This window comes from Pseudomonas sp. H2_D02 (assembly GCF_054677635.1).
This window is the reverse complement of record NZ_CP162816.1, coordinates 2,533,408-2,557,369: the sequence shown is the minus strand read 5'-3', so window position 1 is coordinate 2,557,369 and position 23,962 is coordinate 2,533,408. Positions and strand designations below refer to the sequence as shown.

The window sequence follows — 23,962 nt, the reverse complement described above, 5'->3', positions numbered from 1 at the left end:
AGCCTTATAACACAGTCTAAGCTCTCAACAACGCCATCAAGACGCCACTAAATACACCACCTGCACGCTAGCATCCAATATCCAACCTTCGCCCTCCCCTCGGCTATCGACTAGCTGCGCGCTAGCGAAAATCAGCATTAAATTCCCAAAAATTAAAAAACCTGTCAGGCCAAAACACCAAACAGGTTAATACACATGAGATAGCACCTGGGATTCAGAAATAAAAATGAACCGCAGCCACGTTAAAGCTGGACACCTTTATCACGAATTACAACATATCTGACCAAAGCAAAAAAACCGCCAATCATCAGACCCGCAACGAAGCCCAACACCAAAATCAACCCCTTCCTCGGCTTAATCGGACTCTCCGGAACCTCAACACTACCATCCTGCCGATAAACCGAAATCAACTCAGCATCAATATTCAACTTACGATAAAAGCTATACCGCATCTGCAACGTCCGCAGATCCGATATAAAGGCATCATCCGACGCCCTGGATTCCAACGTCTGAATTTCAGCAGCCAATGCTTTACTGCCGCGCTGGTAATCCATCTTGCTACCGGCATCAACAGTAATATCTACCGCAGCAGAAGAATTAACCGTTGGTGTAGTCAAACCAATCGCCTCAGCGATTCTCAGCGCTTCCCGCAGCTGTTGAATCCGATCCTCACGCACCCGCTGCGCAGTCTCCCGTAAGCTGGTAATCCGCTGCTCCAGATTACGAGCTCTCACGGAAGCCTCAGCCGTGACGTTCTTGATCAGCTCTGACTCGGCCGCCTGACTTGCCCGTGCTACGTAGGCCTTGGCCCATTCGGTTGCCTTTACCGGATCACCGCTTTGAACCGTGACCGAGAAACGATCAGGGGTATCCTTGCCTGGCCCCTTGACCACCAGCTCTCGCGAGAACCGGTCATACAGGCGATCGAGAGCGCCCTTTCGCTGGGACTCATCGAGCGAGGGGAGATAGATTTCGTTAAAGAAGGTCTGGCGAAGGGATTCGCCTTGTAAGTTACGAGCAAACACTTCGTAAACATGTTTGATGGAATACGTTTCCAGCTCGGTACTTTTCCCACGCCCATAGTTCAACTCAGCGATCCCATTCTGAGTCGGCGGCATAATAAAAAGCTTTGCTTCATAGACAGGTTTGCTGAGAAACGCGTAAGCAGCGGCACCAGCAGTAACCAAAAGAGTTATGGCGATGATCAACCACTTTTGAGCCCAAAGCCCACGTGCGAGGGCGATCAGGTCGATTTCATCTTCGTCGCGCACTGCAATACGATTATCTTGCATGGATAGCCTCGCTTCCTTTTTTTAGCTTTACGCTTGCGGACACACTGGACGCATTAAAAGGTAAGACGGGCAAGTCCCCGGCGGACACGGCGGTGTTTTTATTTAAATTAAACAAATGCAGCATACCCAAAGTCAGAAATTTGCGGCAGCGATCCTTACTCCAAGACTACAGGGTTCACATTCCATTATTTCAGCCGCCTACCTCTCCCGGCGATCCACGCCAAAAGGGGGCCAATCATCATTCCACAGAGAAGCGCTAGCAAGACAAAAACCGAAACAGGAAGTTGCGGTGCCGACCATCCGAGAAACAACAATGCGACAGGCTGATCGTTTTCAAGCACGAACAGTACGATAGCCGAAGCCACGAGCACCGCAAGTACGACAAGCGCCAGGCGCCTAAAGTTCCGCATGGGGACCTCTTTTTCTGGGGGCCGTTTCAGACGTCGTCATCCTCATCCTCATTCACCCGGTCTCGCAGCTCCTTGCCCGGCTTGAAGTGAGGTACAAATTTTCCATCGAGGCTGACCGATTGGCCGGTTTTTGGGTTGCGACCCACCCGCGGGGCGCGGTAATGCAGGGAAAAGCTGCCGAACCCACGGATTTCGATACGATCTCCGGTGGCCAGGCATTGGGACATTTGTTCGAGCATGGTCTTGATGGCCAGCTCCACATCCTTGGACGAGAGCAGCCCTTGATGGGTGACAATCCGTTCGATCAACTCCGACTTCGTCATGTTTTTCCCTTCTTTTTCAAGCAGCTAGGAAAATCGCTTCAAAGGTTTTAGCATGCCCGGAGGAATTTGAACAGCCCAACTATTGACATATCTGCCACGCATGCTGATCGCCCCTTTTCGGTGCAAACGCACAGAATCCTTCAACTAGCGACACATGACCAGCATCTTTCTTGTCACGTAACCTGCCGGATTGAAGCCGAAAGGATATTGATCCTGGTCCTTGGCATCATCCGATCGGGTTATTACCTTGTAGCCTTGATCCTTGCACTCCCTGGCGGCGCGCTTGTAGCACTTCTCCCAGCCGGAACCCAATCCCGAACAGTCGATCTCGATGCCGCTTACACCACGTACCGCGTGGGTCTTGGTGCTCGTCACGCACCCCGCCAACGTCAGCATAATGGCTACCAAAAAGAGCTTGTTCATTCAGATCCTTTCAATAAGAGACAGGCTCCTGCCTCGGATGTTTTTGATTATGTTTCATAACAGAGACAGCCTGATGAAGCGGTTGGTTTCGCCGCGCCCCGAATGATCATGACCACTCCTTGTTCGATCGAGATAAGCCCGAGAAATCGCAGGCACAAAAAAGGGCGACCGAAGTCGCCCTTTTTCTATGGTCTGACAGAACTCAGTTCTGTTTTTCCATCTGTGCACGCAGCAGGTCGCCCAGAGTGGTAGGACCAGCAGCAATGTCAGTGGCTGGCTTGTCGCGCAGGCTCTGGATTGCTTCTTTCTCTTCAGCATCGTCTTTCGACTTGATGGAGAGCTGGATTACGCGGCTCTTGCGGTCAACGCTGATGATCTTGGCTTCTACTTCTTCGCCTTCTTTCAGGACGTTGCGCGCGTCTTCAACGCGGTCACGGCTGATTTCGGAGGCTTTCAGAGTCGCTTCGATATCGTCGGCCAGGGTGATGATGGCGCCTTTGGCGTCAACTTCTTTCACGATGCCCTTAACGATTGCGCCTTTGTCGTTCTCTTGAACGTACTCGGAGAACGGATCGCTTTCCAGTTGCTTGATACCCAGGGAGATGCGCTCGCGCTCAGGGTCAACCGACAGGATAACGGTGTCCAGCTCGTCGCCCTTCTTGAAGCGGCGTACGGCTTCTTCGCCCACTTCGTTCCAGGAGATGTCGGACAGGTGAACCAGGCCGTCGATGCCGCCGTCCAGACCAATGAAGATACCGAAATCGGTGATCGACTTGATGGTGCCGGAGATTTTATCGCCCTTGTTGAACTGGCCAGAGAAGTCTTCCCATGGGTTGGACTTGCACTGCTTGATGCCGAGGGAGATACGACGACGCTCTTCGTCGATGTCCAGGACCATGACTTCCACTTCGTCGCCGACTTGTACGACTTTCGAAGGGTGGATGTTCTTGTTGGTCCAGTCCATTTCGGAAACGTGTACCAGGCCTTCAACGCCTTCTTCCAGCTCAGCGAAGCAGCCGTAGTCAGTCAGGTTGGTAACACGAGCGGTGACGCGAGTGCCTTCTGGGTAACGGGCTTTGATAGCGACCCATGGATCTTCACCCAGTTGCTTGAGGCCCAGGGAAACACGATTGCGCTCGCGATCGTACTTCAGAACCTTGACATCGATCTCGTCGCCAACGTTGACGATTTCCGAAGGATGCTTGATACGCTTCCAGGCCATGTCGGTGATGTGCAGCAGGCCATCGACGCCACCCAGATCGACGAATGCGCCGTAATCGGTGAGGTTCTTGACGATACCCTTGACCTGCTGGCCTTCCTGCAGCGATTCCAGCAGAGCTTCACGCTCGGCGGAGTTCTCGGCTTCCAGGACACTGCGACGGGAAACGACAACGTTGTTGCGCTTCTGGTCCAGCTTGATGACCTTGAATTCCAGCTCTTTGCCTTCCAGGTGCGTGGTGTCGCGCACTGGACGGACGTCAACCAGGGAACCTGGCAGGAACGCACGGATGCCGTTAACGTCGACAGTGAAGCCGCCTTTAACCTTACCGTTGATAACGCCCTTGACCACTTCCTCAGCTGCGAAGGCCGCTTCCAGAACGATCCAGCATTCAGCACGCTTGGCTTTTTCACGGGACAGCTTGGTTTCACCGAAGCCATCTTCAACCGAATCCAACGCTACGTGAACTTCGTCACCAACGTTGATGTTCAGTTCGCCAGCGTCGTTGTAGAACTGCTCAAGCGGGATCAGCGCTTCAGACTTCAGACCAGCGTGAACGGTTACCCAGCGAGCCTGGTAATCGATATCAACGATAACGCCGGTGATGATGGAGCCTGCCTGAAGGTTCAGGGTTTTCAAGCTTTCTTCAAAGAGTTCCGCAAAGCTTTCGCTCATTTTAATTCCTGTTGATTAGGGCGAAGTAAACGCCCATCTCCACACCCCAGACGATGTGGGTTAGTTTCATATATAAGAAGCACCGCAGGACTATGACTGGTCCCCTGCGGAGCTTCCTGGTCACCCGGCGATATCGCGAAGCGCGATCTCGCTCATGATGCGTTGCAACACCTGGTCGATGGACAACTCCGTGGAATCCAGCTGTATCGCATCGGCCGCCGGCTTTAGCGGGGCCACTGCGCGCTGGGTATCACGCTCGTCGCGTGCACGGATCTCATCTAGCAGACTCGACAGACTAACATCCTCGCCTTTGCCCTTCAACTGCAAATATCGGCGACGAGCCCGCTCCTCCGCGCTGGCGGTGAGGAAAATCTTCAGCGGTGCATCGGTGAACACCACCGTGCCCATGTCCCGGCCATCGGCCACCAACCCCGGCGGTTCCTGGAATGCCCGTTGGCGCTGGAGCAATGCCTCGCGCACCGCCGGCAACGCGGCGACCTGGGAAGCCCCGGCGCCGACGCTTTCGGTGCGAATGACATCACTGACTTCGTCACCTTCGAGGATGATTCGCTGCAACTGGCCATCGGTGGCGGCGATGAATTGCACGTCCAGATGCGCGGCCAGGGCCTTGAGCAGCTCTTCGTTGGTCAGGTCGACGCCATGGTTGGCGGCTGCGAAGGCCAGCAAGCGATACAGGGCACCGGAATCGAGCAGATTCCAGCCCAGTTGCTTGGCCAGCATGCCGGCGATGGTGCCCTTGCCCGATCCGCTTGGGCCATCGATGGTGATGACCGGTGCCTTGATGTTCACGACTGTGCCTCTTGTGCTACTCGAATACCAACCTGCGCGCACAGCGCCAGGAAATTCGGGAACGACGTGGCGACGTTGGCGCAATCATGGATGCGGATCGGCGCGCTGGCGCGCAGGGACGCAACGCTGAACGCCATGGCGATACGGTGGTCGCCGTGCCCATGGACTTCGCCACCGCCAATCTGGCCGCCGTCGATGATGATACCGTCCGGCGTCGGTTCGCACTTGACGCCGAGCGCCAGCAGGCCGTCCGCCATCACCTGGATACGATCGGATTCCTTGACCCGCAGCTCTTCGGCGCCGGTCAGCACGGTGCGGCCTTCTGCGCATGCAGCCGCGACGAACAGCACCGGGAATTCGTCGATAGCCAGGGGAACCAGCGCTTCCGGAATCTCGATACCCTTGAGTTTAGCCGCTCGCACGCGCAAGTCCGCAACCGGCTCGCCGCCCACTTCACGCTGGTTTTCCAGGGTGATGTCGGCGCCCATCAGGCGCAGGATGTCGATGACGCCGGTACGGGTCGGGTTGATGCCGACGTGCTCGAGCACCAGGTCGGAGCCCTCGGCGATCGAGGCCGCCACCAGGAAGAATGCCGACGAGGAGATATCGCCCGGCACTTCGATGTGGGTCGCCGTCAGTTTGTTGCCGGATTCAACGGACGCCGTGGCGCCGTCAACCGTGACCGGGTAGCCGAAGCCGCGCAGCATGCGTTCGGTGTGGTCGCGGGTCGGGGCCGGCTCGGTGACGGTGGTCTTGCCTTCGGCGTAGAGCCCCGCCAGCAGCAGGCAGGATTTCACCTGGGCGCTGGCCATCGGCATGGTGTAGGTCAGGCCCTTGAGCTTGTTGCCACCACGAATGGTCATCGGCGGGCGACCTTCAGCCGCGGTCTCGATCACCGCGCCCATTTCCCGCAACGGGTTGGCGACACGGTTCATTGGACGCTTGGACAGCGAGGCATCACCGGTCAGGGTGCTGTCGAAGTCCTGGGCGGCCAACAGGCCGGACAGCAGGCGCATCGAGGTGCCGGAGTTGCCCAGGTAGATCGGGCCCGGCGCAGGCTTGAGGCCGTGCAGACCGACACCATGAATCGTCACGCGGCCGTGGTGCGGGCCTTCGATGACCACGCCCATGTCGCGGAACGCTTGCAGCGTTGCCAGGGCATCTTCGCCCTCGAGGAAACCTTCCACCTCGGTCACGCCTTCGGCCAGGGAGCCGAGCATGATCGAGCGGTGGGAAATCGATTTATCGCCCGGTACACGAATCCGCCCACTGAGGGAGCCACCAGGTTGTGCCAGGAAAATCAGATCGTTGGAGTTCATAGCGTCCACATAGGCCCGACGGGCCAGGATTTTACTGAAATGCTCGCGGGCCACCCTGGCGCGTGTGAAAACGCCCAGCAATTGGTGCCCGTCCCCTGCATCGACCGCGTCGCGCAAGGCGTCGAGATCGCTGCGAAATGTATCGAGTGTGCGCAGGACAGCTTCGCGGTTGGCGAGGAAGATGTCGTGCCACATGACCGGGTCGCTACCCGCGATTCTCGTGAAATCGCGGAAACCGCCGGCAGCGTAACGGAAGATCTCAAGATTTTCATTGCGTTTGGCCAATGAATCCACCAGACCGAACGCCAGCAGGTGCGGCAAATGGCTGGTGGCGGCCAATACTTCGTCGTGTCGCTCGACTTGCATGTGCTCGACATCCGCACCCAGCTCGCGCCACAGGCGATCCACCACCGCCAGCGCCGCCGGATCCGTCTGGTCCAACGGCGTCAGAATGACTTTATGGCGACGGAACAGCTCGGCGTTGGAAGCTTCCACCCCGCTCTGCTCGGAGCCGGCGATCGGATGCCCGGGCACGAAACGCGCTGGCATGCCGCCAAACGCCTCGGTCGCCGCCCGCACCACGTTGCCCTTGGCGCTACCCACATCAGTGAGAATCGCTTGCCCGAGATCCATCCCAGCCAATCGGGCCAGCAGTTTCTCCATGGCCAGGATCGGCACCGCCAGCTGGATAACGTCCGCCCCCTGGCAAGCGAGCAGCAAGTCGTCTTCACAGCGATCGACCACGCCGAGCTCTACAGCAAGCTTGCGCGATTGCGGATCAAGGTCGACCCCGACGACTTCCCGGCACAGCCCGCTTTCACGCAGGCCCTTGGCGAACGAGCCACCAATCAACCCGAGACCGACCACCACCAGGCGACCGATCATAGGTGCCGCAGGTTGCAGCGAGGTGACATCAACCACGAGCCAGGACCTTGCTCAACGCCTCCAGGAAACGGCTGTTTTCCGCGCGGCAGGCCAACGGTGACCCGCAGGTGATTGGGCATGCCGTAATTCGCTACCGGACGGACGATCACGCCTTCGCGCAGCAGCCCTTGATAGACCGGCGCCGCGACGCAACCCACATCTACACAAATGAAGTTGCCCTTGGAAGGAATCCAGCCCAGGCCCAACTCACGTAAGCCGGCTTCCAACTGTTGCATGCCGGTTTCGTTCAAGCGACGGCTTTCCGCCAGGTAGGCTTCATCCTGCAATGCGGCGCAAGCGGCCGCCAGGGCGAAGCTGTTGACGTTGAACGGTTGGCGCACGCGGTTCAGCACATCGGCCACCACGGCGGTGGACAGGCCGTAGCCAACCCGCAGCGACGCCAGGCCATAGGCCTTGGAGAAGGTGCGCGACACCAGCAGGTTCGGGTAGGCAGCCAGGAAATCCAGACCGTCAGGCAAATCGCTGCCTTCGGCGTATTCGATGTAGGCCTCGTCCAATACCACCAGCACGTGCTCGGGCACGTCTTGCAGGAAATCGTCCAGGGCCTGGGCGTCGAACCAGGTGCCGGTCGGGTTGTTCGGGTTGGCGATGAAGACCACGCGCGTGTTGGCATCGATGGCGGCCAACATGGCCGGCAGGTCATGCCCCCAATCCTTGGCCGGAACCACATGAGCATCGGCGCCGACGGCCTGGGTGGCAATCGGGTAGACCGCGAACGCGTGCTCGCTGAACACCGCGTTGAGGCCTGGCGCCAAATACGCACGGGCAACCAGTTCGAGAATGTCGTTGGAACCGTTACCCAGCGTCACTTGGTTCAGCTCGACGCCGCAGCGCTCGGCCAGCAGGCTCTTCAATGCGAAACCATTGCCATCCGGGTAACGGGTCAGCTCGGCCAGTTCGTCGCGGATTGCCGCGAGCGCCTTGGGGCTCGCGCCCAACGGGTTTTCGTTGCTCGCCAACTTGACGATGCTGGCCGGGTCCAGGTCCAGCTCGCGGGCCAGTTCGTCCACGGGCTTGCCCGGAACGTAAGGCGAGAGTTGTTGCACGCCTGGCTGAGCCAGTGCGAGGAAGTTGCCACTCATTAGCTATCCGCCCTTAAAGAACTGCCTTGGGGTAGGAACCCAGCACCTTGAGTGCCACTGCTTCCTGACTGATTTTCTCCAGCACACCTTTTACCAGCGGATCGCGGTGGTGGCCGACGAAATCGATGAAGAACACGTAGGTCCATTTACCGCTGCGCGACGGACGGGTCTCGATGCGTGTCAGATCGATACCGTTGTCGTGGAACGGCACCAACAGTTCATGAAGCGCGCCGGGCTTGTTGCTCATGGAGACGATGATCGAGGTCTTGTCGTCGCCGGTTGGCGGTACTTCCTGGCTGCCGATCATCAGGAACCGCGTGGAGTTGTCCGGACGGTCCTCGATTTTTTCGGCCAGGCGCGTCAAGCCGTAGAGGCCCGCCGCCATGTCACCGGCGATGGCCGCCGAGTTCCACTCACCCTTGACCCGCTTGGCCGCTTCGGCGTTGCTCGATACCGCCACGCGCTCGACATTCGGGTAATGGGCGTCCAGCCACTTGCGGCACTGGGCCAGGGACTGGGCGTGGGAGTAGATCCGGCTGATGCTGTCGGTCTTGGTGTTCTCGCCCACCAGCAGGTGATGGTGGATGCGCAGCTCGACTTCGCCGCAGATCACCATGTCGTGCTCGAGGAAGCTGTCCAGCGTGTGGTTGACCGCGCCTTCGGTGGAGTTCTCCACCGGCACCACGCCGAAATTCACCGCGCCGGCGGCTACTTCACGGAACACTTCATCGATGGCCGCCATCGGTTTGCTGATCACGGCATGACCGAAGTGCTTCATGGCGGCCGCCTGGGTGAACGTGCCTTCCGGTCCCAGGTAGGCGACTTTCAGCGGCTGCTCGAGGGCCAGGCACGAAGACATGATCTCGCGGAACAAACGCGCCATCTCTTCGTTGCCCAGCGGCCCCTTGTTGCGCTCCATGACACGCTTGAGCACCTGCGCTTCACGCTCGGGGCGATAGAACACCGGGACTTCGCCTTCGGCCAGGGAAGCCATCTTCACCCGGGCGACTTCCTGGGCGCAGCGCGCGCGCTCGCTGATCAGTTCCAGGACTTTTTCGTCCAGGGCATCGATGCGCAGGCGCAGCGCCTTGAGTTCTTGCTCAGACATCAGCCGTGTTCCTTCTCGAACTCTGCCATGTAGGCGACCAGCGCATTGACGGCGTTGATGTCCACGGCGTTGTAGATGGAGGCGCGCATGCCACCGACCGAACGGTGGCCCTTGAGGTTCAGCAGGCCGCGCTCGTCGGCGCCAGCCAGGAACGGCTTGTCGAGACGGTCGTCGGCCAGGCGGAACGGGACGTTCATCCACGAGCGGTCGGACTTGTTGATCGGGTTGCTGTAGAGGCCGCTGGCGTCGATGAAGTCATACAGCGTGCGCTGCTTCACTTCGTTGAGCTTGCCGATGGCTTCGACACCGCCCTGCTCTTTCAGCCACTCGAACACCAGGCCCGACAGGTACCAGGCCAGGGTCGGCGGGGTGTTGTACATCGAGCCGTTATCGGCCGCGACCTTGTAGTTGAGCATGGTCGGGCACAGGGAGCGGGCGCGGCCGAGCAGGTCTTCGCGGATGATCGCGACCAAGATCCCGCTCGGGCCGATGTTCTTCTGGGCGCCGGCGTAGATCATGCCGAAACGGGAGATGTCCACCGGGCGCGACAGAATGTCCGAAGACATGTCGGCCACCAATGGCACGTCGCCGGTTTCCGGGATCCAGTTGAATTCCAGGCCACCGATGGTTTCGTTAGGCGCGTAGTGAACGTAGGCAGCGTCGTTGGACAGGTTCCATTCGTTCTGGCCAGGAATGGCGAAATAGTCGTAGGGCTTGGCGGTAGCCGCCACGTTGACGTGACCGTAGCGCGACGCTTCTTCGATGGCTTTCTGCGACCAGATGCCGGTGTCGATGTAGTCGGCCTTGCCGTTTTCCGGCAGCAGGTTCAACGGGATCTGGGCGAACTGCTGGCTGGCGCCGCCCTGCAGGAACAGCACTTTATAGTTGGACGGGATGTTCAGCAGATCACGCAGGTCCTGCTCGGCCTTGGTGGCGATGGACACGAACTCATCGCTGCGATGGCTCATTTCCATGACCGACAGGCCCTTGCCGTGCCAGTCGAGAAGTTCACCCTGGGCGCGCTTCAGGACCGCCTCAGGAAGCGCCGCCGGGCCGGCACAGAAGTTATAGGCTCTCTTGCTCACATCCAATCTCGCTCTGATCTGGTGGTCACTTAAATCTTTTGATCTACACACAACTCCACTGTGGGAGCGAGCTTGCTCGCGATAGCGGCACAACAGTCAACATTGATGTTGAATGCCAGTCCGTCATCGCGAGCAAGCTCGCTCCCACAGGGGGGCCGTTCACTCAAGGTATGAAACCTCAGGGGAGCAGCATCACCCCAGAGGGGAATGTGCAGTGTCGCAAATTTTCAAACGGAACAAACAACAAGGGGGCGAATCTTCATCCGCCCCCTGTGTGTCCGCTTAGTCCTGCGGTTCTTCTTCGTCTGCGGCAGCGTCGAGTGGTTGATCGCCGACGGTGTCGTCGACATCGGCACCGAGGGTGCCATCGAACGCTACACCTTCTTCGCCTTCTTCCCCTTCCAGCTCCTCGCCTTCGACTTCCGACGGCTCCTGGACGCGCTCGAGCCCGACCAGTTTTTCGTCTTTGGCGAGCTTGATCAGCGTCACGCCCTGGGTGTTACGACCCAGGCTGGACACTTCGTCGACCCGCGTACGTACCAGCGTGCCCTGGTCGGAGATCAACATGATCTCCTCGCCATCGAGCACCTGGACGGCACCGACCAGGCGGCCGTTACGCTCGTTGCTGACCATGGCGATCACGCCCTGGCCCCCACGCTTGTACTCGGGGAACTCGCTGATGGCGGTACGCTTGCCGTAGCCACGCTCGGAAGCAGTGAGGATCTGGCTGCCTTCTTCCGGGATCAGCATGGAAATCAGCTTCTGCCCTTCCGGCAGGCGCATGCCGCGCACACCGCGGGCGGTACGGCCCATGGCGCGAACGTCGGATTCCTTGAAGCGCGTGACCTTACCGCCATCGGAGAACAGCATGACTTCGCGCTCGCCGTCAGTGATGGCGGCGGAAATCAGCACGTCGCCTTCGTCCAGTTCCAGGGCGATCAGGCCGACGCTGCGCTGGCGGCTGAAGGATTCCAGCGGGGTCTTCTTCACGGTGCCGTTAGCGGTTGCCATGAAGATGTAGTGACCTTCGGTGTATTCCTCCACCGGCAGCATGGTGGTGATGTATTCACCATCATCCAGCGGCAACAGGTTGACCAGCGGACGACCGCGGGCGGCACGGGATGCTTCGGGGATCTCGTAGGTCTTCAGCCAGTACACCTTGCCCTTGCTGGAGAACAGCAGCAGCGTGGTATGGCTGTTGGCGACCAGCAGGTGGGCGATGTAGTCCTCGTCCTTGACGCCGGTCGCCGACTTGCCTTTGCCACCGCGACGCTGGGCCTGGTAGGCGGCCAGCGGCTGGGTCTTGGCGTAGCCGCCGTGGGAAATGGTCACCACGCGCTCTTCTTCCGGGATCATGTCGCCCAGGGTCAGGTCCAGGCGCGCATCGAGGATCTCGGTGCGGCGCACGTCGCCGTATTCGGCGCGGATCACTTCCAGTTCTTCGCGGATCACTTCCATCAGGCGCGTGGCGCTGTTGAGGATGCGGATCAGCTCGCCGATCTGGTTGAGGATTTCCTGGTACTCCGCCAGCAGCTTTTCGTGCTCCAGGCCGGTCAAGCGGTGCAGGCGCAGTTCCAGGATGGCTTGCGCCTGCTCCGGGGACAGGAAGTACTTGCCTTCGCGCAGGCCGTATTGCGGATCGAGGTTTTCCGGACGGCACGAATCGGCGCCGGCGCGTTCGACCATCGCCACCACCGCGCTGGATTCCCAAGGCGTGCTGACCAGCGCTTCCTTGGCTTCCGACGGGGTTGGCGAGGCCTTGATCAGGGCGATGACCGGGTCGATGTTCGACAGGGCAACGGCTTGGCCTTCAAGGATATGACCCCGCTCGCGGGCCTTGCGCAGCTCGAATACGGTACGACGGGTCACGACTTCGCGGCGGTGACGGACGAAGGCTTCCAGCAGGTCCTTGAGGTTCAGTATCCGCGGACGGCCGTCGATCAACGCGACGATGTTGATGCCGAACACGCTTTGCAACTGGGTCTGGGCGTAGAGGTTGTTGAGGATCACCTCAGGCACTTCGCCACGGCGCAGCTCGATCACGACGCGCATGCCGTCCTTGTCGGACTCGTCACGCAGCTCGGTGATGCCTTCGAGCTTCTTCTCTTTTACCAGCTCGGCGATCTTCTCGATCAGGCGGGCCTTGTTCAGCTGGTACGGCAGCTCGGTGATGACGATCTGCTGGCGGCCGCCCACCTTGTCGATGTCTTCGACGGTCGAGCGGGCGCGCATGTAGATGCGACCGCGACCGGTGCGATAGGCCTCGATGATGCCGGCGCGACCGTTGATGATCGCGGCGGTCGGGAAGTCCGGACCGGGGATGTACTGCATCAGCTCATCGACGGTCAGCTCGGGATTGTCGATGAGGGCCAGGCAACCGTCGATGACTTCACCGAGGTTGTGTGGCGGGATATTGGTCGCCATGCCCACGGCGATACCGCTGGAGCCGTTGACGAGCAGGTTGGGAATACGGGTCGGCATGACCGCCGGGATCATTTCGGTGCCGTCGTAGTTCGGCACCCAGTCCACGGTTTCCTTGTGCAGGTCGGCCAGCAGTTCGTGGGCCAGCTTGGTCATGCGCACTTCGGTGTATCGCATGGCCGCGGCGTTGTCGCCGTCCACCGAACCGAAGTTGCCCTGGCCGTCTACCAGCAGGTAGCGCAGGGAGAATGGCTGCGCCATACGAACGATGGTGTCGTACACGGCAGTGTCGCCGTGGGGGTGATACTTACCGATCACGTCGCCGACGACACGGGCGGACTTCTTGTAAGGCTTGTTGAAGTCGTTGCCCAGCTCGCTCATCGCGAACAGCACGCGGCGGTGCACGGGCTTCAAGCCATCGCGCGCATCCGGCAGCGCCCGCCCGACGATTACGCTCATTGCGTAGTCGAGGTAGGACTGTTTCAGCTCGTCTTCGATATTGACCGGGAGGATTTCTTTGGCCAGTTCGCCCATGAGAAGCCTGATTCCTTTTTCTGGTGAAACCTCGTCACGTCCAGATGGGACGAACGAAGCTCGCCGCTGCAGAACAAATGCCATGCAGCGACTTACGACAAATCAACGAGTTATGCCATGGATCTGCGCAGTAAAGGCCACCTCGCGAGGCGGCCTTGGAAACCGCCGGATGTTATCACAAGAGCCGCCACGCACCTATCCCCCAGATGCGCATGGTGTGTAGTTAGTTGACCGATGACAGGCTGGAATGGGACGAGAGGGGCTCAGAGGCGCTGGGAATGGAGAAACGGAGGGCAAATGCCAGGTGTTTGCTGCCCGTCAGGGCCTCTTCGCGAGCAGGCTCGCTCCCACAAGGGGGCCGCATGCCATCCAATGTGGGAGCGAGCCTGCTTGCGAAGGCGATTGTTCAGGCGACAATCGCCCTCAATGCAACCGCTTGCGACACATCAATTGCGCCATCTTCGCCGCATCCGGCCGCTCGACGATGCCCTTCTCCGTCACGATCGCATCGATCAGGTCCGCCGGAGTCACGTCGAACACTGGATTGAAGGCATCGGCATCCGCCCCGACCCGCTTGCCGCCGACTTCCAGCAGCTCACGCCCATCACGCTCTTCGATCGGAATGTCATCGCCACTGGCCAGGTTCATGTCGATGGTCGAGCTCGGTGCCACCACCATGAAGCGCACGCCGTGGTGCATGGCACAGACCGCCAGTTGATAAGTGCCGATCTTGTTCGCCACGTCGCCATTGGCGGTGATGCGGTCGGCGCCGACGATCACCCAGGTCACGCCCTTGGTCTTCATGATGTGGGCGGCAGCGGAGTCGGCGTTGAGTGTCACCGGAATGCCTTCGTTGGCGAGTTCCCACGCGGTCAGGCGAGAACCTTGCAGCCACGGACGGGTTTCATCGGCATAGACGCGCTCGACCATCCCCTCGATGAACGCCCCGCGAATCACCCCAAGGGCGGTACCGAAGCCACCGGTGGCCAGGGCGCCGGTGTTGCAATGGGTCAGGATGGCCTGGGCGTTGCCCTGGTGCTTGCGAATCAGGTCAACACCGAGCTGGGCCATGGTCAGGTTGGCCTCGCGGTCGCTTTCGTGGATCGCGATGGCCTCAGCCTCAAGGGCCGCCAGCGGGTCGGCCTGTTCCTTGAGACGCGCCAAGCGGTCGCGCATGCGGTCCAGCGCCCAGAACAGATTGACCGCCGTCGGCCGGGAATCGGCCAGCAAGGCAAAATCCGCTTCCAGCGCATCTTGCCAGTCACCACCCTCGGCCAACCGCGCCCGCGCCGCCAGCACCACGCCATAGGCGGCACTGATGCCGATCGCCGGCGCACCGCGCACCACCATCGAACGGATGGCCTCGGCCACGCCGGCCGCGCTGGTGTAGCCGATCCAGTTTTCCTCGAACGGCAAAACACGCTGATCCAGCAGATAAAGAGCGCCATCGCGCCAATCGATGGCCTTCACCTTCTCCGCAGCCAACAGTCGATCGCGCATCCTTCACCCCGCACTCATGAACAAAAGCCGCCGATTATAGCGATCCCTCCGCGAAGACGCTCGGGTATACTTCGCCATCCTTTATAACCCATGGAACCGTTCCACGATGCCCAAGCCTGCCGTTGCGCTCGACTTATTATTGCTGCCGACCTGGTTGGTGCCTGTCGAACCCGCCGGTGTCGTGCTCAAGGATCATGGTTTGGGCATCCGTGATGGTTGCATCGTGTTCATCGGGCCACGGGCCGAAGCCATGAAGTGCGATGCCACGGAAATCCGCGAACTGCCTGGCATGCTCCTCAGCCCGGGCCTGGTGAACGCCCACGGCCACGCGGCGATGACGCTGTTCCGCGGCCTGGCGGATGATTTGCCGCTGATGACCTGGCTCGAACAGCACATCTGGCCCGCCGAGGGCAAATGGGTCGATGAAGACTTCGTCCGCGACGGCACCGACCTGGCGATCGCCGAGCAGATCCAGGGCGGCATCACCTGTTTCTCCGACATGTACTTCTACCCCAAGGTTGCCAGCGAGCGTGTCCATAACAGCGGCATCCGCGCGCAAATCGCCATCCCGATCCTCGACTTTCCGATACCCGGTGCCGCCAGCGCCGACGACGCCATTCGTCAGGGCATCGAGCTGTTTGGCGATCTCAAGCACCATCCACGGATCAAAGTCGCATTCGGCCCGCACGCGCCGTACACCGTCGGCGACGAGAACCTGGAGAAAATCCGGGTGATCGCCGAGGAACTGGACGCGGCCATTCACATGCACGTTCACGAAACCGCCTTCGAAGTGCAGCAGGCTGTGGATAACACTGGCGAGCGGCCAATGGCGCGGCTGGCCCGGCTTGGCCTGTTGGGACCGCGCTTTCAGGCGGTGCACATGACTCAGGTCAGCGACGAGGACCAGGCCCTGCTGGTAGAACACAACTGCAGCGTGATCCATTGCCCGGAATCGAACCTGAAACTGGCCAGCGGTTTCTGCCCGGTGGAGCGCCTGTGGCAGGCCGGCGTCAACGTCGCGGTCGGCACGGACGGCGCGGCAAGCAACAATGACCTGGACCTGCTGGGCGAAACCCGCACTGCCGCCCTGCTGGCGAAAGCCGTCGCCGGCTCGGCCACCGCGCTGGATGCCCATCGGGCCCTGCGCATGGCCACGCTCAACGGCGCCCGCGCGCTGGGTATCGAGTCGATCGTCGGTTCACTGGAAGTCGGCAAGGCTGCCGACCTGGTGGCCTTCGACCTGTCCGGCCTGGCGCAACAACCGATCTATGACCCGGTTTCGCAGTTGATCTACGCCACCGGCCGCCATTGCGTGAAACACCTGTGGGTGGCCGGCAAGCCGTTGCTGGAGGACGGTCGCCTGACTCGCATGGACGAGGCGCAACTGACCGCCACGGCCCAGGCCTGGGGCCGCCGGGTGAGCGGCCAGAACGAATAGCACGCCCCTTGAGCCACGGCTCGGGGTCACTGATTTTTCAAGTTTTTCGAGGATCTGCACATGAGCAACGTCGACCACGCTGAAATCGCCAAGTTCGAAGCCCTGGCCCATCGCTGGTGGGACCGGGAGAGCGAATTCAAACCGCTGCACGACATCAACCCGCTGCGGGTCAACTGGATTGACGAGCGGGTCAGCCTGGCCGGCAAGAAAGTCCTCGACGTCGGCTGTGGCGGCGGCATCCTCAGCGAAGCCATGGCCCTGCGCGGCGCCACCGTCACGGGCATCGACATGGGCGAGGCGCCGCTGGCCGTTGCGCAACTGCATCAATTGGAATCCGGCGTCAGCGTGGAATACCGGCAGATCACCGCCGAAGCCCTGGCCGAGGAAATGCCCGGGCAGTTCGACGTGGTCACTTGCCTGGAGATGCTGGAACACGTGCCGGACCCGTCATCGGTGATTCGCGCCTGCTTCCAGATGGTCAAGCCCGGCGGCCAGGTGTTCTTCTCCACCATCAACCGCAACCCGAAGGCCTACCTGTTCGCGATCATCGGCGCCGAATACATCATGAAGCTGCTGCCACGCGGCACCCATGACTTCAAGAAATTCATCCGGCCTTCCGAACTGGGCGCCTGGAGCCGCATGGCCGGGCTGACCGTCAAGGACATCATCGGCCTGACCTACAACCCGCTGACCAAGCACTACAAGCTGGCCGCCGACGTTGACGTCAACTACATGATCCAGACCCTGCGCGAGGAATAAGTCGATGCGTCTCCAAGCGGTTCTCTTCGACATGGACGGCACGCTGCTCGACACCGCGCCAGACTTCATCGCCATCTGCCAGGCCATGCGCGCCGACCGTGGCCTGCCGCCGATGAACACCCAGCACATCCGCGACGAAATTTCCGGCGGTGCCCGGGCGATGGTCGCGGTGACGTTTTCGATGGACCCGGAATCCCCGGGGTTCGAGGAGCTGCGCCAGGAATTCCTCGACCGTTACCTCAAGGGGTGCGCGGTCCACAGCCATCTGTTCGATGGCATGGCCGAAGTGTTGGCCGACATCGAGGCGGCCAACCTGATCTGGGGCGTGGTCACCAACAAGCCGGTACGCTTTGCCGAGCCGATCATGCAGCAGTTGGGCCTGGCCGAGCGTTCGAAAGTGTTGATCTGTCCCGATCACGTAAAAAACAGCAAGCCGGACCCGGAACCGTTGATCCTGGCCTGCAAGATGCTCGACCTGGACCCGGCCAGCGTGCTGTTCGTGGGCGATGACCTGCGGGACATCGAGTCCGGCCGCAGCGCCGGCACCAAGACCTGCGCGGTGACCTACGGCTACATCCACCCGGACGACAACCCCAAGCACTGGGGCGCGGATGTGGTGATCGACCATCCCCTGGCGCTGCGTGAAGTGCTGGATAACGCGTTGTGCAGTTGCTGATCTGAGTACCGCTTTTGTGGCGAGGGAGCTTGCTGTGGCGAGGGGATTTATCCCCGTTGGGTCGCGAAGCGCCCCCAAAATATATCTGCCACCGCAGTACATCAAATCGAACCCAGCGGGGCGGTGCGACGTTTCGCTAAATCCCCTCGCCACAACTGCGCACCACTACGCATTGTTTTGTTTCGTGAGGTTTCTTTATGTTTGACTACTCCGCCCGCCCCGACCTGCTCGAAGGCCGCGTCATTCTGGTCACCGGTGCCGGCCGTGGTATCGGAGCGGCTGCCGCCAAGGCTTATGCCGCCCATGGCGCCACCGTGTTGTTGTTGGGCAAGACCGAGGCCAACCTGACCCAGGTCTACGACGAAATCGAAGCAGCCGGTCATCCACAGCCGGCAGTGATCCCCTTCAACCTCGAAACCGCCCTGCCCCATCAATACGATGAGCTGGCCGCCATGATCGAGACCGAGTTCGGCCACCTCGACGGCCTGCTGCACAACGCCTCGATCATCGGCCCACGCACGCCCCTGGAGCAGTTGTCCGGTGAGAATTTCATGCGCGTGATGCACGTGAACGTCAATGCCATGTTCATGCTCACCAGCACCCTGCTGCCATTGCTGAAGCTGTCCAAGGACGCGTCCGTGGTGTTCACCTCCAGCAGCGTCGGGCGCAAGGGCCGGGCGTATTGGGGCGCCTATGGCGTCTCCAAGTTCGCCACCGAAGGGCTGATGCAAACGCTCGCCGACGAAGTCGACACCGTTGCGCCAGTGCGCTCCAACAGCATCAACCCCGGCGCCACCCGCACCAGCATGCGGGCCCAGGCCTATCCGGGGGAAAATCCGCTCAACAACCCGACGCCTGAAGAAATCATGCCGGTCTACCTGTACCTGATGGGGCCGGACAGCCAAGGCATCAATGGCCAGGCTTTCAACGCGCAATAACTGCCCGCCTCCCGTCGCGGCGGTTTACCGTCGCGGCGCAGACGCCTTCGGTGCATTACCCAGCGAAGCGCCAAGACCTTGCCGCCAGCCGCCCCTCTTATCGCCCCTAACCCGACGGTAACATGCTGTTTTTTCGCGTATTTTTTTAAAGATGAACCGAATGGCACGACTTTCGCTCTAACCACTCAAGCACGCCATGTCCGGCAAGCAATGGACGTTGAGACGCAATCCGCCAGCGCAAGTAAAGCGGACTAAACTCAGATCAATGTCCCTCGGGACTGATGGACCAGTACGACGCGTAGCCCAGTGCCGCTTCACCCGCCGGCCAGGATCGACTCAGTTAGGGGCTCACGCCATATGAAAACGCCCACGCAGACCAATGCGATCGACTTTGACAGCGCCAAGCTGCAGCGCCTGGGCCTGGCCCAGCCGTCGCCGCTCGTGACGCGGCCCGTCAGCCTTTCACAAGTGCGCCAGCAATTGAGCCAGCAGTTGCAGACCAGCCTGGAGCCGCAACGGATCCTCGGCCTGTTCTTCCGCGAAGTGCAGCGGCTGGTGCCCCTGGATGCGCTGGCCTACCAGCACAAACCCAGCGACTTGCGGCTGGAATTCGGCCAGCGCGGACATCACAGCCTCAGTTACAACCTTAGCCATGAAGGCGAACACTTGGGTGAACTGGTGTTCCGCCGCAACCAGCGCTTCGCCAACTCGGAGCAGAGCGAACTCGAGTCGATACTCTCCACGCTGTTTTTCCCGCTGCGCAACGCCTTGCTCTATCGCGCCGCCACGCAAAGCGCCTTGCGCGATCCGCTGACCGGTACCGGCAACCGTATCGCCATGGACCAGACGCTGGAACGTGAGATCGACATGGCCAGGCGTCACATGCAGCCACTCTCGCTGTTGATGCTGGACATCGACCATTTCAAGCGTATCAACGATAGCCATGGGCATGGCGTCGGCGACGAAGTGCTGAAAGCCGTGGCCGACTCGATCAAGAGCCAACTGCGCAATGTGGACATGGTGTTCAGGTTTGGTGGCGAAGAATTCCTGATCCTGCTGGCCAATACCAGCCGGGACGCGGCGGCCATGGTCGGCGAACGGCTGCGTTACGCCGCCCAGGCACAGGATTACTTTGCTGCGGGCACTCGGATCGAACTGACCGTCAGCCTGGGATGCGCAACGCTGCTGCCGGGTGAGTCCGCTGAAAGCCTGTTGCGCAGGGCCGACAGCGCGTTATACGTGGCCAAGCGCGAAGGTCGGAACCGGCTGACGATGGCGGGCTGAAGCCCAAACGCTCTGAACACCGACCCATTGCCTTCGCAAGCAAGCCCGCTCCCACAAGGGAATGGCGGCGCACTTGAAACTTCTGGTCACCACAAAACCAATGTGGGAGCGAGCCTGCTCGCGAAGGGGCCGGATCAGTCAACGCAAGGTTGAAGGTCAGACCGCTTTCGCGAGCAAGCCCGCTCCCACAGGAGGGTCAAGCTATAGGGGATCAGCTACCCGCCAACGCCAGGCGTTCACGGCTGGGCGCAGTTTTCTCTACAACGCCCGAGTGTTCCAGTTGCATGCAGCGCTCCAGGAACAGGTACATGTAGTCGTAGCTTTTGCAGACGGCCTGGCGCAGTTCCATCTGCAACGACTTGCTCGGATTCATGCCCGCCAGGGTGCAGATGATCTCCAGCGCTTCCCAAGGGTGGGCATCGTCATACTGGGCGTGCATCTTCAGCCACTTCATGGCCCGCTTGCGGTCTTCCTCGGCGAAAGCCGCCGCGTAGACGCCACTGGAACAGACCACCGCCGACCACTCCCCGGTCGCGCCCTCGATGGCGTAGTTGGTCGCGGCAATCGCCACGATCAACGAGTCCGCCGAGCTGGTGTGCCAGCACCAATGACTCAACGCATGCAGCTCAGGTGGCACCTGCTGCGCCTGCAGATCTTCGAGTGTCACGCCATGAGCGGCGCTCCAGTTCACCCAATAATCGGCATGATTGAGTTCGACTCGAATGTTGCGCATCAGCCAGCGGCGCGCCATGTCCTCGCCGGGATGGCGAGCGAAGCGTGTCTTGGTGAGGTTTTGTGCCATGTACAAGGCGAACTGTTCGACGACGGGCCAACCACCGATAAGGTAGTGGCGCATGGTCTTGGCGCTGAGCTTGTTGTCGCGCATGCGTTGATACAGTTCGTGTTCTACAACCCGGCGCTTGCTCTCGCCGCAATCTGCAATGAGCTGCTGTGCCCATTGCGGATAGCTCTTGGCGTCCATGAGCGGGCCTGTTCGGTTGAATGTGTCGATCACTGTCGGGCTCCTTTTGATTGTGATTTTCTGCGGATCAACAAGAGTTTCAGCGGAACGTGCCGGGGGCCTTGAACAACAACGGCTGAGGCCTGGCCGGCCTACATTGCAACGTGTCACAGGTAAACATCTGTGGCCGCTCGATGACATACCCCTGAGCGTAGTCCACACCGATTTCCAGCAATGCCTGCTCGATCTGGGCCGTTTCAACAAACTCGGCAATCGTACGCTTACCCATGACATGGCCGATATGATTAATCACTTCGACCATTGCCCGGTTGATCGGGTCGTCCAGCATATCCTTTACGAAACTCCCGTCGATCTTCAAGAAGTCTACAGGTAAATGTTTCAGGTAAGCGAATGAAGACATTCCGGCACAAAAGTCATCCAGTGAGAAATAACAGCCCAAACCTTTGAGTTCATTGATAAAGCGAATCGCGCTACCGAGATTCGAAATGGCGCTGGTCTCGGTAATTTCAAAACAAATCATTTCCGGCGGAATCGAGTAGGCCGCGAACTGTTTACGCAAGAAGTCCAGGAACGCCTGATCTCCTATAGTCGTGCCTGACAGATTAATCGCACACATGGCCAACGGGCCTTGCCGGGATTCGTTCAGGCATTGGCGAATGATCCTGAAGACATTCTCCACCACCCAGCGGTCCAACGACGTCATCAAGCCATAGCGCTCCGCCGCCGGAATGAAGCTGTCAGGCAGGATCATCCGCCCGGCCTCGTCATGCAGGCGCAGCAATATCTCGATATGCCCACCGCCATGATCCCCCGGGCCCAATGCAGCGATCTCCTGGGCGTAGAGGCAGAAACGGTTTTCCTCCAGGGCCATGTGCAAGCGCTGCACCCAGGCCATCTCGCCGAAGCGCAGGGACAACTCCGAGTCGTCGGCATGGTAGACCTGGACCCGGTTGCGCCCCTTTTCCTTGGCCATGTAGCAGGCCATGTCGGCGGCGCGCAGGGATGCCTCCAAGGTGGTCGGGCTCTGGGCGATATGCACCAGGCCGATACTCACGGTGGTCACGAATGGCCGGCCTTTCCACACGAAATGCAGGTTCTGTACGGTCTGGCGCAGGCCTTCGGCAATTTTCTCCGCGGCCTCCGGCGAGCAGTTTTCCAACAAGATGCCGAACTCATCGCCGCCCAAGCGGGCCAATGTGTCGTTTTCCCTTAACCCCGATTGCAGCAAGGCACAAATGTGCCGCAACAACTCGTCACCGGCCGCATGGCCACAGGTGTCGTTGACCAGCTTGAACTGATCGAGATCGAGAAACATCAGGGCGTGGCGCCCAACCTGGCGGGTCAGGTTATGCAGGGCTTGTTCAAGGCGGTATTCGAATTCGCGGCGGTTCGCCAGGCCGGTCAGCGCATCGTGAGTGGCTTGCCAGGACAGATTGGCAATGTACTGGCGTTCCTGGGTCATGTCGTGCAGCACCAGCACCGCACCACTGACCTTGCTAGGCGTGGCGGATCGGCGCCCCCACCAGGGTGACCGACACCGTGCTGCCGTCCAGGCGCTGGATCAACTTGGAATGCTCGCTGCCGCCCCCCAATCGTCCGCTCAGGATATGCTCGATCAAGGTCAGCCCTTCCGTCTGGGCATTGTCATCGAGCAAATTGAACAGCGCCGCCAGGGGCAACCCCGTGGCGTGCTCGGCTTTCCAATGGGTCATCGCTTCCGCGGCAGGGTTCATGTAGGCAATCGCGCCCTCGACGTCGGTGGTGATCACGCCGTCGCCAATCGATTGCAAGGTGATCTGGGCCCGCTCCTTCTCCAACTGAAGCGCATTGGCGAAGACCTGCCGCTGGGCCAGCAGTTTATGGGTGCGCAACAGCGCGAGGACAATCAACCCAAGGGCCGTGGCGAAATTGGTCACCAGCAACAGGCGCAGGATAAACCGCGACCCCTCGCCCAAGGCATCGCTGAAGGCCTTCGCGGCTGGGGTTACGGAATCGTTGATGGCGAAGATCTGTGCCTTCCAGCCGCGGATATCCGTTTCCGAGGCTTGGCCGGTGCTGATGTTGGCGTGCATCTGCCGGGCGACGTTGTCCAGTTCAATCAGGTAGCCATCACCCACCGTCCAGAGATCGATAGCTTCTTCCAGATAGCTGAAATGACGGAAATTGAGATACAGCCAGATCACGCTGGCTACGTCGTCGGGATGATTGCCACCCTTGAGAATCCCGGCCCGCGCGGCGTCGAGATCAGGCGGCTGGCGGTCCAGTGCTACCCGCAGTTCGTGACCGCCCTCGGGCACGGCGATGGCTTGCTGGTACTTGAGAAAAATCGCCTCGTCACGGCTGTCAGCGTAAAGATTGAGGTAATAAATGGCGTCTTTCTGGCCCTTGGACCAAAGGCTTTCCCCTGCTACATAACCGCGAACTGCCGACAATACGTAAAGACTGACGCCTCCCAGAAGGGCTTGAAACAGGACAACTGCTATAAAAGGCCAGACGATGCCCAACAGCCGAGGAGTTCCGAGAGTCCGCTTTTGCTTCATGAGGTCCCTTGCACAGGTAACTGCGATCAGCATTGACGCCAATCATCCTTGCAAGACTAGGAGGCGCAGCAGCTCCCCGCAAGAGGCTGTCCATTTATTTGACGCACTGAACCTCGGTACCTGGAGTCCGAAGAGGGTAAGCGTCGTCTTTTAGACGCCCCCTTATATTTTTCACACCGTATACATATATACCACGACG

At 60.1% G+C, this 23,962-nt stretch carries 17 protein-coding genes and 2 pseudogenes; 5 read left to right on the top strand and 14 right to left on the bottom strand.

Translation table 11 applies throughout. From position 1 onward, the window contains the following. Window positions 1-242: 242 nt before the first annotated feature. From AB4N42_RS11900 to mtnA, 12 genes and pseudogenes are all read right to left on the bottom strand, one after another. The gene (locus tag AB4N42_RS11900; protein WP_460116227.1) at window positions 243-1,292 is read right to left on the bottom strand and encodes an LPS O-antigen chain length determinant protein WzzB; all 1,050 of its coding nucleotides are present in this window, start codon (window positions 1,290-1,292) and stop codon (window positions 243-245) included. A 185-nt stretch (window positions 1,293-1,477) separates the two neighbouring features. After that, window positions 1,478-1,702: a lipopolysaccharide assembly protein LapA domain-containing protein gene (locus tag AB4N42_RS11895; protein ID WP_460116226.1), complete on the bottom strand. Its 225-nt coding sequence runs from the start codon at window positions 1,700-1,702 to the stop codon at window positions 1,478-1,480. A gap of 26 nt (window positions 1,703-1,728) precedes the next feature. Beyond that, the gene (ihfB, locus tag AB4N42_RS11890) at window positions 1,729-2,025 is read right to left on the bottom strand and encodes an integration host factor subunit beta (protein WP_030141011.1); all 297 of its coding nucleotides are present in this window, start codon (window positions 2,023-2,025) and stop codon (window positions 1,729-1,731) included. Between the two features lie 144 nt (window positions 2,026-2,169). Continuing rightward, complete coding sequence (locus AB4N42_RS11885) at window positions 2,170-2,448, bottom strand: hypothetical protein (protein ID WP_460116225.1); 279 nt, start codon at window positions 2,446-2,448, stop codon at window positions 2,170-2,172. Window positions 2,449-2,650: 202 nt separating this feature from the next. Continuing rightward, window positions 2,651-4,342: a 30S ribosomal protein S1 gene (gene rpsA / locus AB4N42_RS11880; RefSeq protein ID WP_030141013.1), complete on the bottom strand. Its 1,692-nt coding sequence runs from the start codon at window positions 4,340-4,342 to the stop codon at window positions 2,651-2,653. 120 nt (window positions 4,343-4,462) lie between these two features. After that, the gene (cmk, locus tag AB4N42_RS11875) at window positions 4,463-5,152 is read right to left on the bottom strand and encodes a (d)CMP kinase (protein ID WP_030141014.1); all 690 of its coding nucleotides are present in this window, start codon (window positions 5,150-5,152) and stop codon (window positions 4,463-4,465) included. Further along, window positions 5,149-7,356, bottom strand: a complete 2,208-nt coding sequence (locus AB4N42_RS11870) for a bifunctional prephenate dehydrogenase/3-phosphoshikimate 1-carboxyvinyltransferase (RefSeq protein WP_236010372.1) — start codon at window positions 7,354-7,356, stop codon at window positions 5,149-5,151. The genes cmk and AB4N42_RS11870 overlap by 4 nt, the downstream gene beginning before the upstream one ends. A gap of 28 nt (window positions 7,357-7,384) precedes the next feature. Further along, window positions 7,385-8,498, bottom strand: a pseudogene (gene hisC, locus AB4N42_RS11865) (histidinol-phosphate transaminase). A 13-nt stretch (window positions 8,499-8,511) separates the two neighbouring features. Next, the gene (pheA, locus tag AB4N42_RS11860) at window positions 8,512-9,606 is read right to left on the bottom strand and encodes a prephenate dehydratase (RefSeq protein WP_003199233.1); all 1,095 of its coding nucleotides are present in this window, start codon (window positions 9,604-9,606) and stop codon (window positions 8,512-8,514) included. Then, window positions 9,606-10,691, bottom strand: coding sequence for a 3-phosphoserine/phosphohydroxythreonine transaminase (gene serC / locus AB4N42_RS11855; protein ID WP_030141017.1), 1,086 nt, complete (start codon window positions 10,689-10,691; stop codon window positions 9,606-9,608). Before serC ends, pheA begins: the two co-directional genes overlap by 1 nt. Window positions 10,692-10,973: 282 nt before the next feature. After that, window positions 10,974-13,646 (bottom strand): DNA gyrase subunit A, encoded by a 2,673-nt coding sequence (gene gyrA / locus AB4N42_RS11850; protein WP_030141018.1) that lies wholly within the window; start codon window positions 13,644-13,646, stop codon window positions 10,974-10,976. Between the two features lie 423 nt (window positions 13,647-14,069). After that, entirely contained in the window at window positions 14,070-15,146 is a 1,077-nt protein-coding gene (gene mtnA, locus AB4N42_RS11845; protein ID WP_030141019.1) for an S-methyl-5-thioribose-1-phosphate isomerase, read from the bottom strand. Between the two features lie 106 nt (window positions 15,147-15,252). On the opposite strand from mtnA, the gene AB4N42_RS11840 reads away from it, so the two are divergent. The 5 genes from AB4N42_RS11840 (at window position 15,253) to AB4N42_RS11820 (ending at window position 20,241) form a co-directional block, all read left to right on the top strand. Then, a complete protein-coding gene (locus AB4N42_RS11840; protein ID WP_198797553.1) occupies window positions 15,253-16,584 on the top strand; it encodes a TRZ/ATZ family hydrolase in 1,332 nt (443 codons plus the stop codon). 60 nt (window positions 16,585-16,644) lie between these two features. Continuing rightward, the gene (gene ubiG / locus AB4N42_RS11835) at window positions 16,645-17,343 is read left to right on the top strand and encodes a bifunctional 2-polyprenyl-6-hydroxyphenol methylase/3-demethylubiquinol 3-O-methyltransferase UbiG (RefSeq protein ID WP_030141021.1); all 699 of its coding nucleotides are present in this window, start codon (window positions 16,645-16,647) and stop codon (window positions 17,341-17,343) included. Window positions 17,344-17,347: 4 nt separating this feature from the next. Then, window positions 17,348-18,019, top strand: a complete 672-nt coding sequence (mupP, locus tag AB4N42_RS11830) for an N-acetylmuramic acid 6-phosphate phosphatase MupP (RefSeq protein WP_030141022.1) — start codon at window positions 17,348-17,350, stop codon at window positions 18,017-18,019. Between the two features lie 197 nt (window positions 18,020-18,216). Beyond that, a complete protein-coding gene (locus tag AB4N42_RS11825) occupies window positions 18,217-18,957 on the top strand; it encodes a YciK family oxidoreductase (protein WP_198797552.1) in 741 nt (246 codons plus the stop codon). Window positions 18,958-19,314: 357 nt separating this feature from the next. Continuing rightward, complete coding sequence (locus AB4N42_RS11820; protein ID WP_030141024.1) at window positions 19,315-20,241, top strand: GGDEF domain-containing protein; 927 nt, start codon at window positions 19,315-19,317, stop codon at window positions 20,239-20,241. Between the two features lie 211 nt (window positions 20,242-20,452). Here AB4N42_RS11820 and AB4N42_RS11815 read toward each other — a convergent pair whose 3' ends face one another. After that, complete coding sequence (locus AB4N42_RS11815; protein ID WP_206768601.1) at window positions 20,453-21,223, bottom strand: TenA family transcriptional regulator; 771 nt, start codon at window positions 21,221-21,223, stop codon at window positions 20,453-20,455. A gap of 79 nt (window positions 21,224-21,302) precedes the next feature. Next, a pseudogene (locus tag AB4N42_RS11810) lies at window positions 21,303-23,763 on the bottom strand (EAL domain-containing protein). Window positions 23,764-23,962: the final 199 nt, after the last annotated feature.

Bases quoted from the DNA above. Each gene is read 5' to 3' on its own strand.
- AB4N42_RS11900 (WP_460116227.1), bottom strand. From the start codon at position 1,292: ATGCAAGATAATCGTATTGCAGTGCGCGACGAAGATGAAATCGACCTG.
- AB4N42_RS11895 (WP_460116226.1), bottom strand. From the start codon at position 1,702: ATGCGGAACTTTAGGCGCCTGGCGCTTGTCGTACTTGCGGTGCTCGTG.
- ihfB (WP_030141011.1), bottom strand. From the start codon at position 2,025: ATGACGAAGTCGGAGTTGATCGAACGGATTGTCACCCATCAAGGGCTG.
- AB4N42_RS11885 (WP_460116225.1), bottom strand. From the start codon at position 2,448: ATGAACAAGCTCTTTTTGGTAGCCATTATGCTGACGTTGGCGGGGTGC.
- rpsA (WP_030141013.1), bottom strand. From the start codon at position 4,342: ATGAGCGAAAGCTTTGCGGAACTCTTTGAAGAAAGCTTGAAAACCCTG.
- AB4N42_RS11870 (WP_236010372.1), bottom strand. From the start codon at position 7,356: ATGATCGGTCGCCTGGTGGTGGTCGGTCTCGGGTTGATTGGTGGCTCG.
- pheA (WP_003199233.1), bottom strand. From the start codon at position 9,606: ATGTCTGAGCAAGAACTCAAGGCGCTGCGCCTGCGCATCGATGCCCTG.
- gyrA (WP_030141018.1), bottom strand. From the start codon at position 13,646: ATGGGCGAACTGGCCAAAGAAATCCTCCCGGTCAATATCGAAGACGAG.
- mtnA (WP_030141019.1), bottom strand. From the start codon at position 15,146: ATGCGCGATCGACTGTTGGCTGCGGAGAAGGTGAAGGCCATCGATTGG.
- AB4N42_RS11840 (WP_198797553.1), top strand. From the start codon at position 15,253: ATGCCCAAGCCTGCCGTTGCGCTCGACTTATTATTGCTGCCGACCTGG.
- ubiG (WP_030141021.1), top strand. From the start codon at position 16,645: ATGAGCAACGTCGACCACGCTGAAATCGCCAAGTTCGAAGCCCTGGCC.
- mupP (WP_030141022.1), top strand. From the start codon at position 17,348: ATGCGTCTCCAAGCGGTTCTCTTCGACATGGACGGCACGCTGCTCGAC.
- AB4N42_RS11825 (WP_198797552.1), top strand. From the start codon at position 18,217: ATGTTTGACTACTCCGCCCGCCCCGACCTGCTCGAAGGCCGCGTCATT.
- AB4N42_RS11820 (WP_030141024.1), top strand. From the start codon at position 19,315: ATGAAAACGCCCACGCAGACCAATGCGATCGACTTTGACAGCGCCAAG.
- AB4N42_RS11815 (WP_206768601.1), bottom strand. From the start codon at position 21,223: ATGGACGCCAAGAGCTATCCGCAATGGGCACAGCAGCTCATTGCAGAT.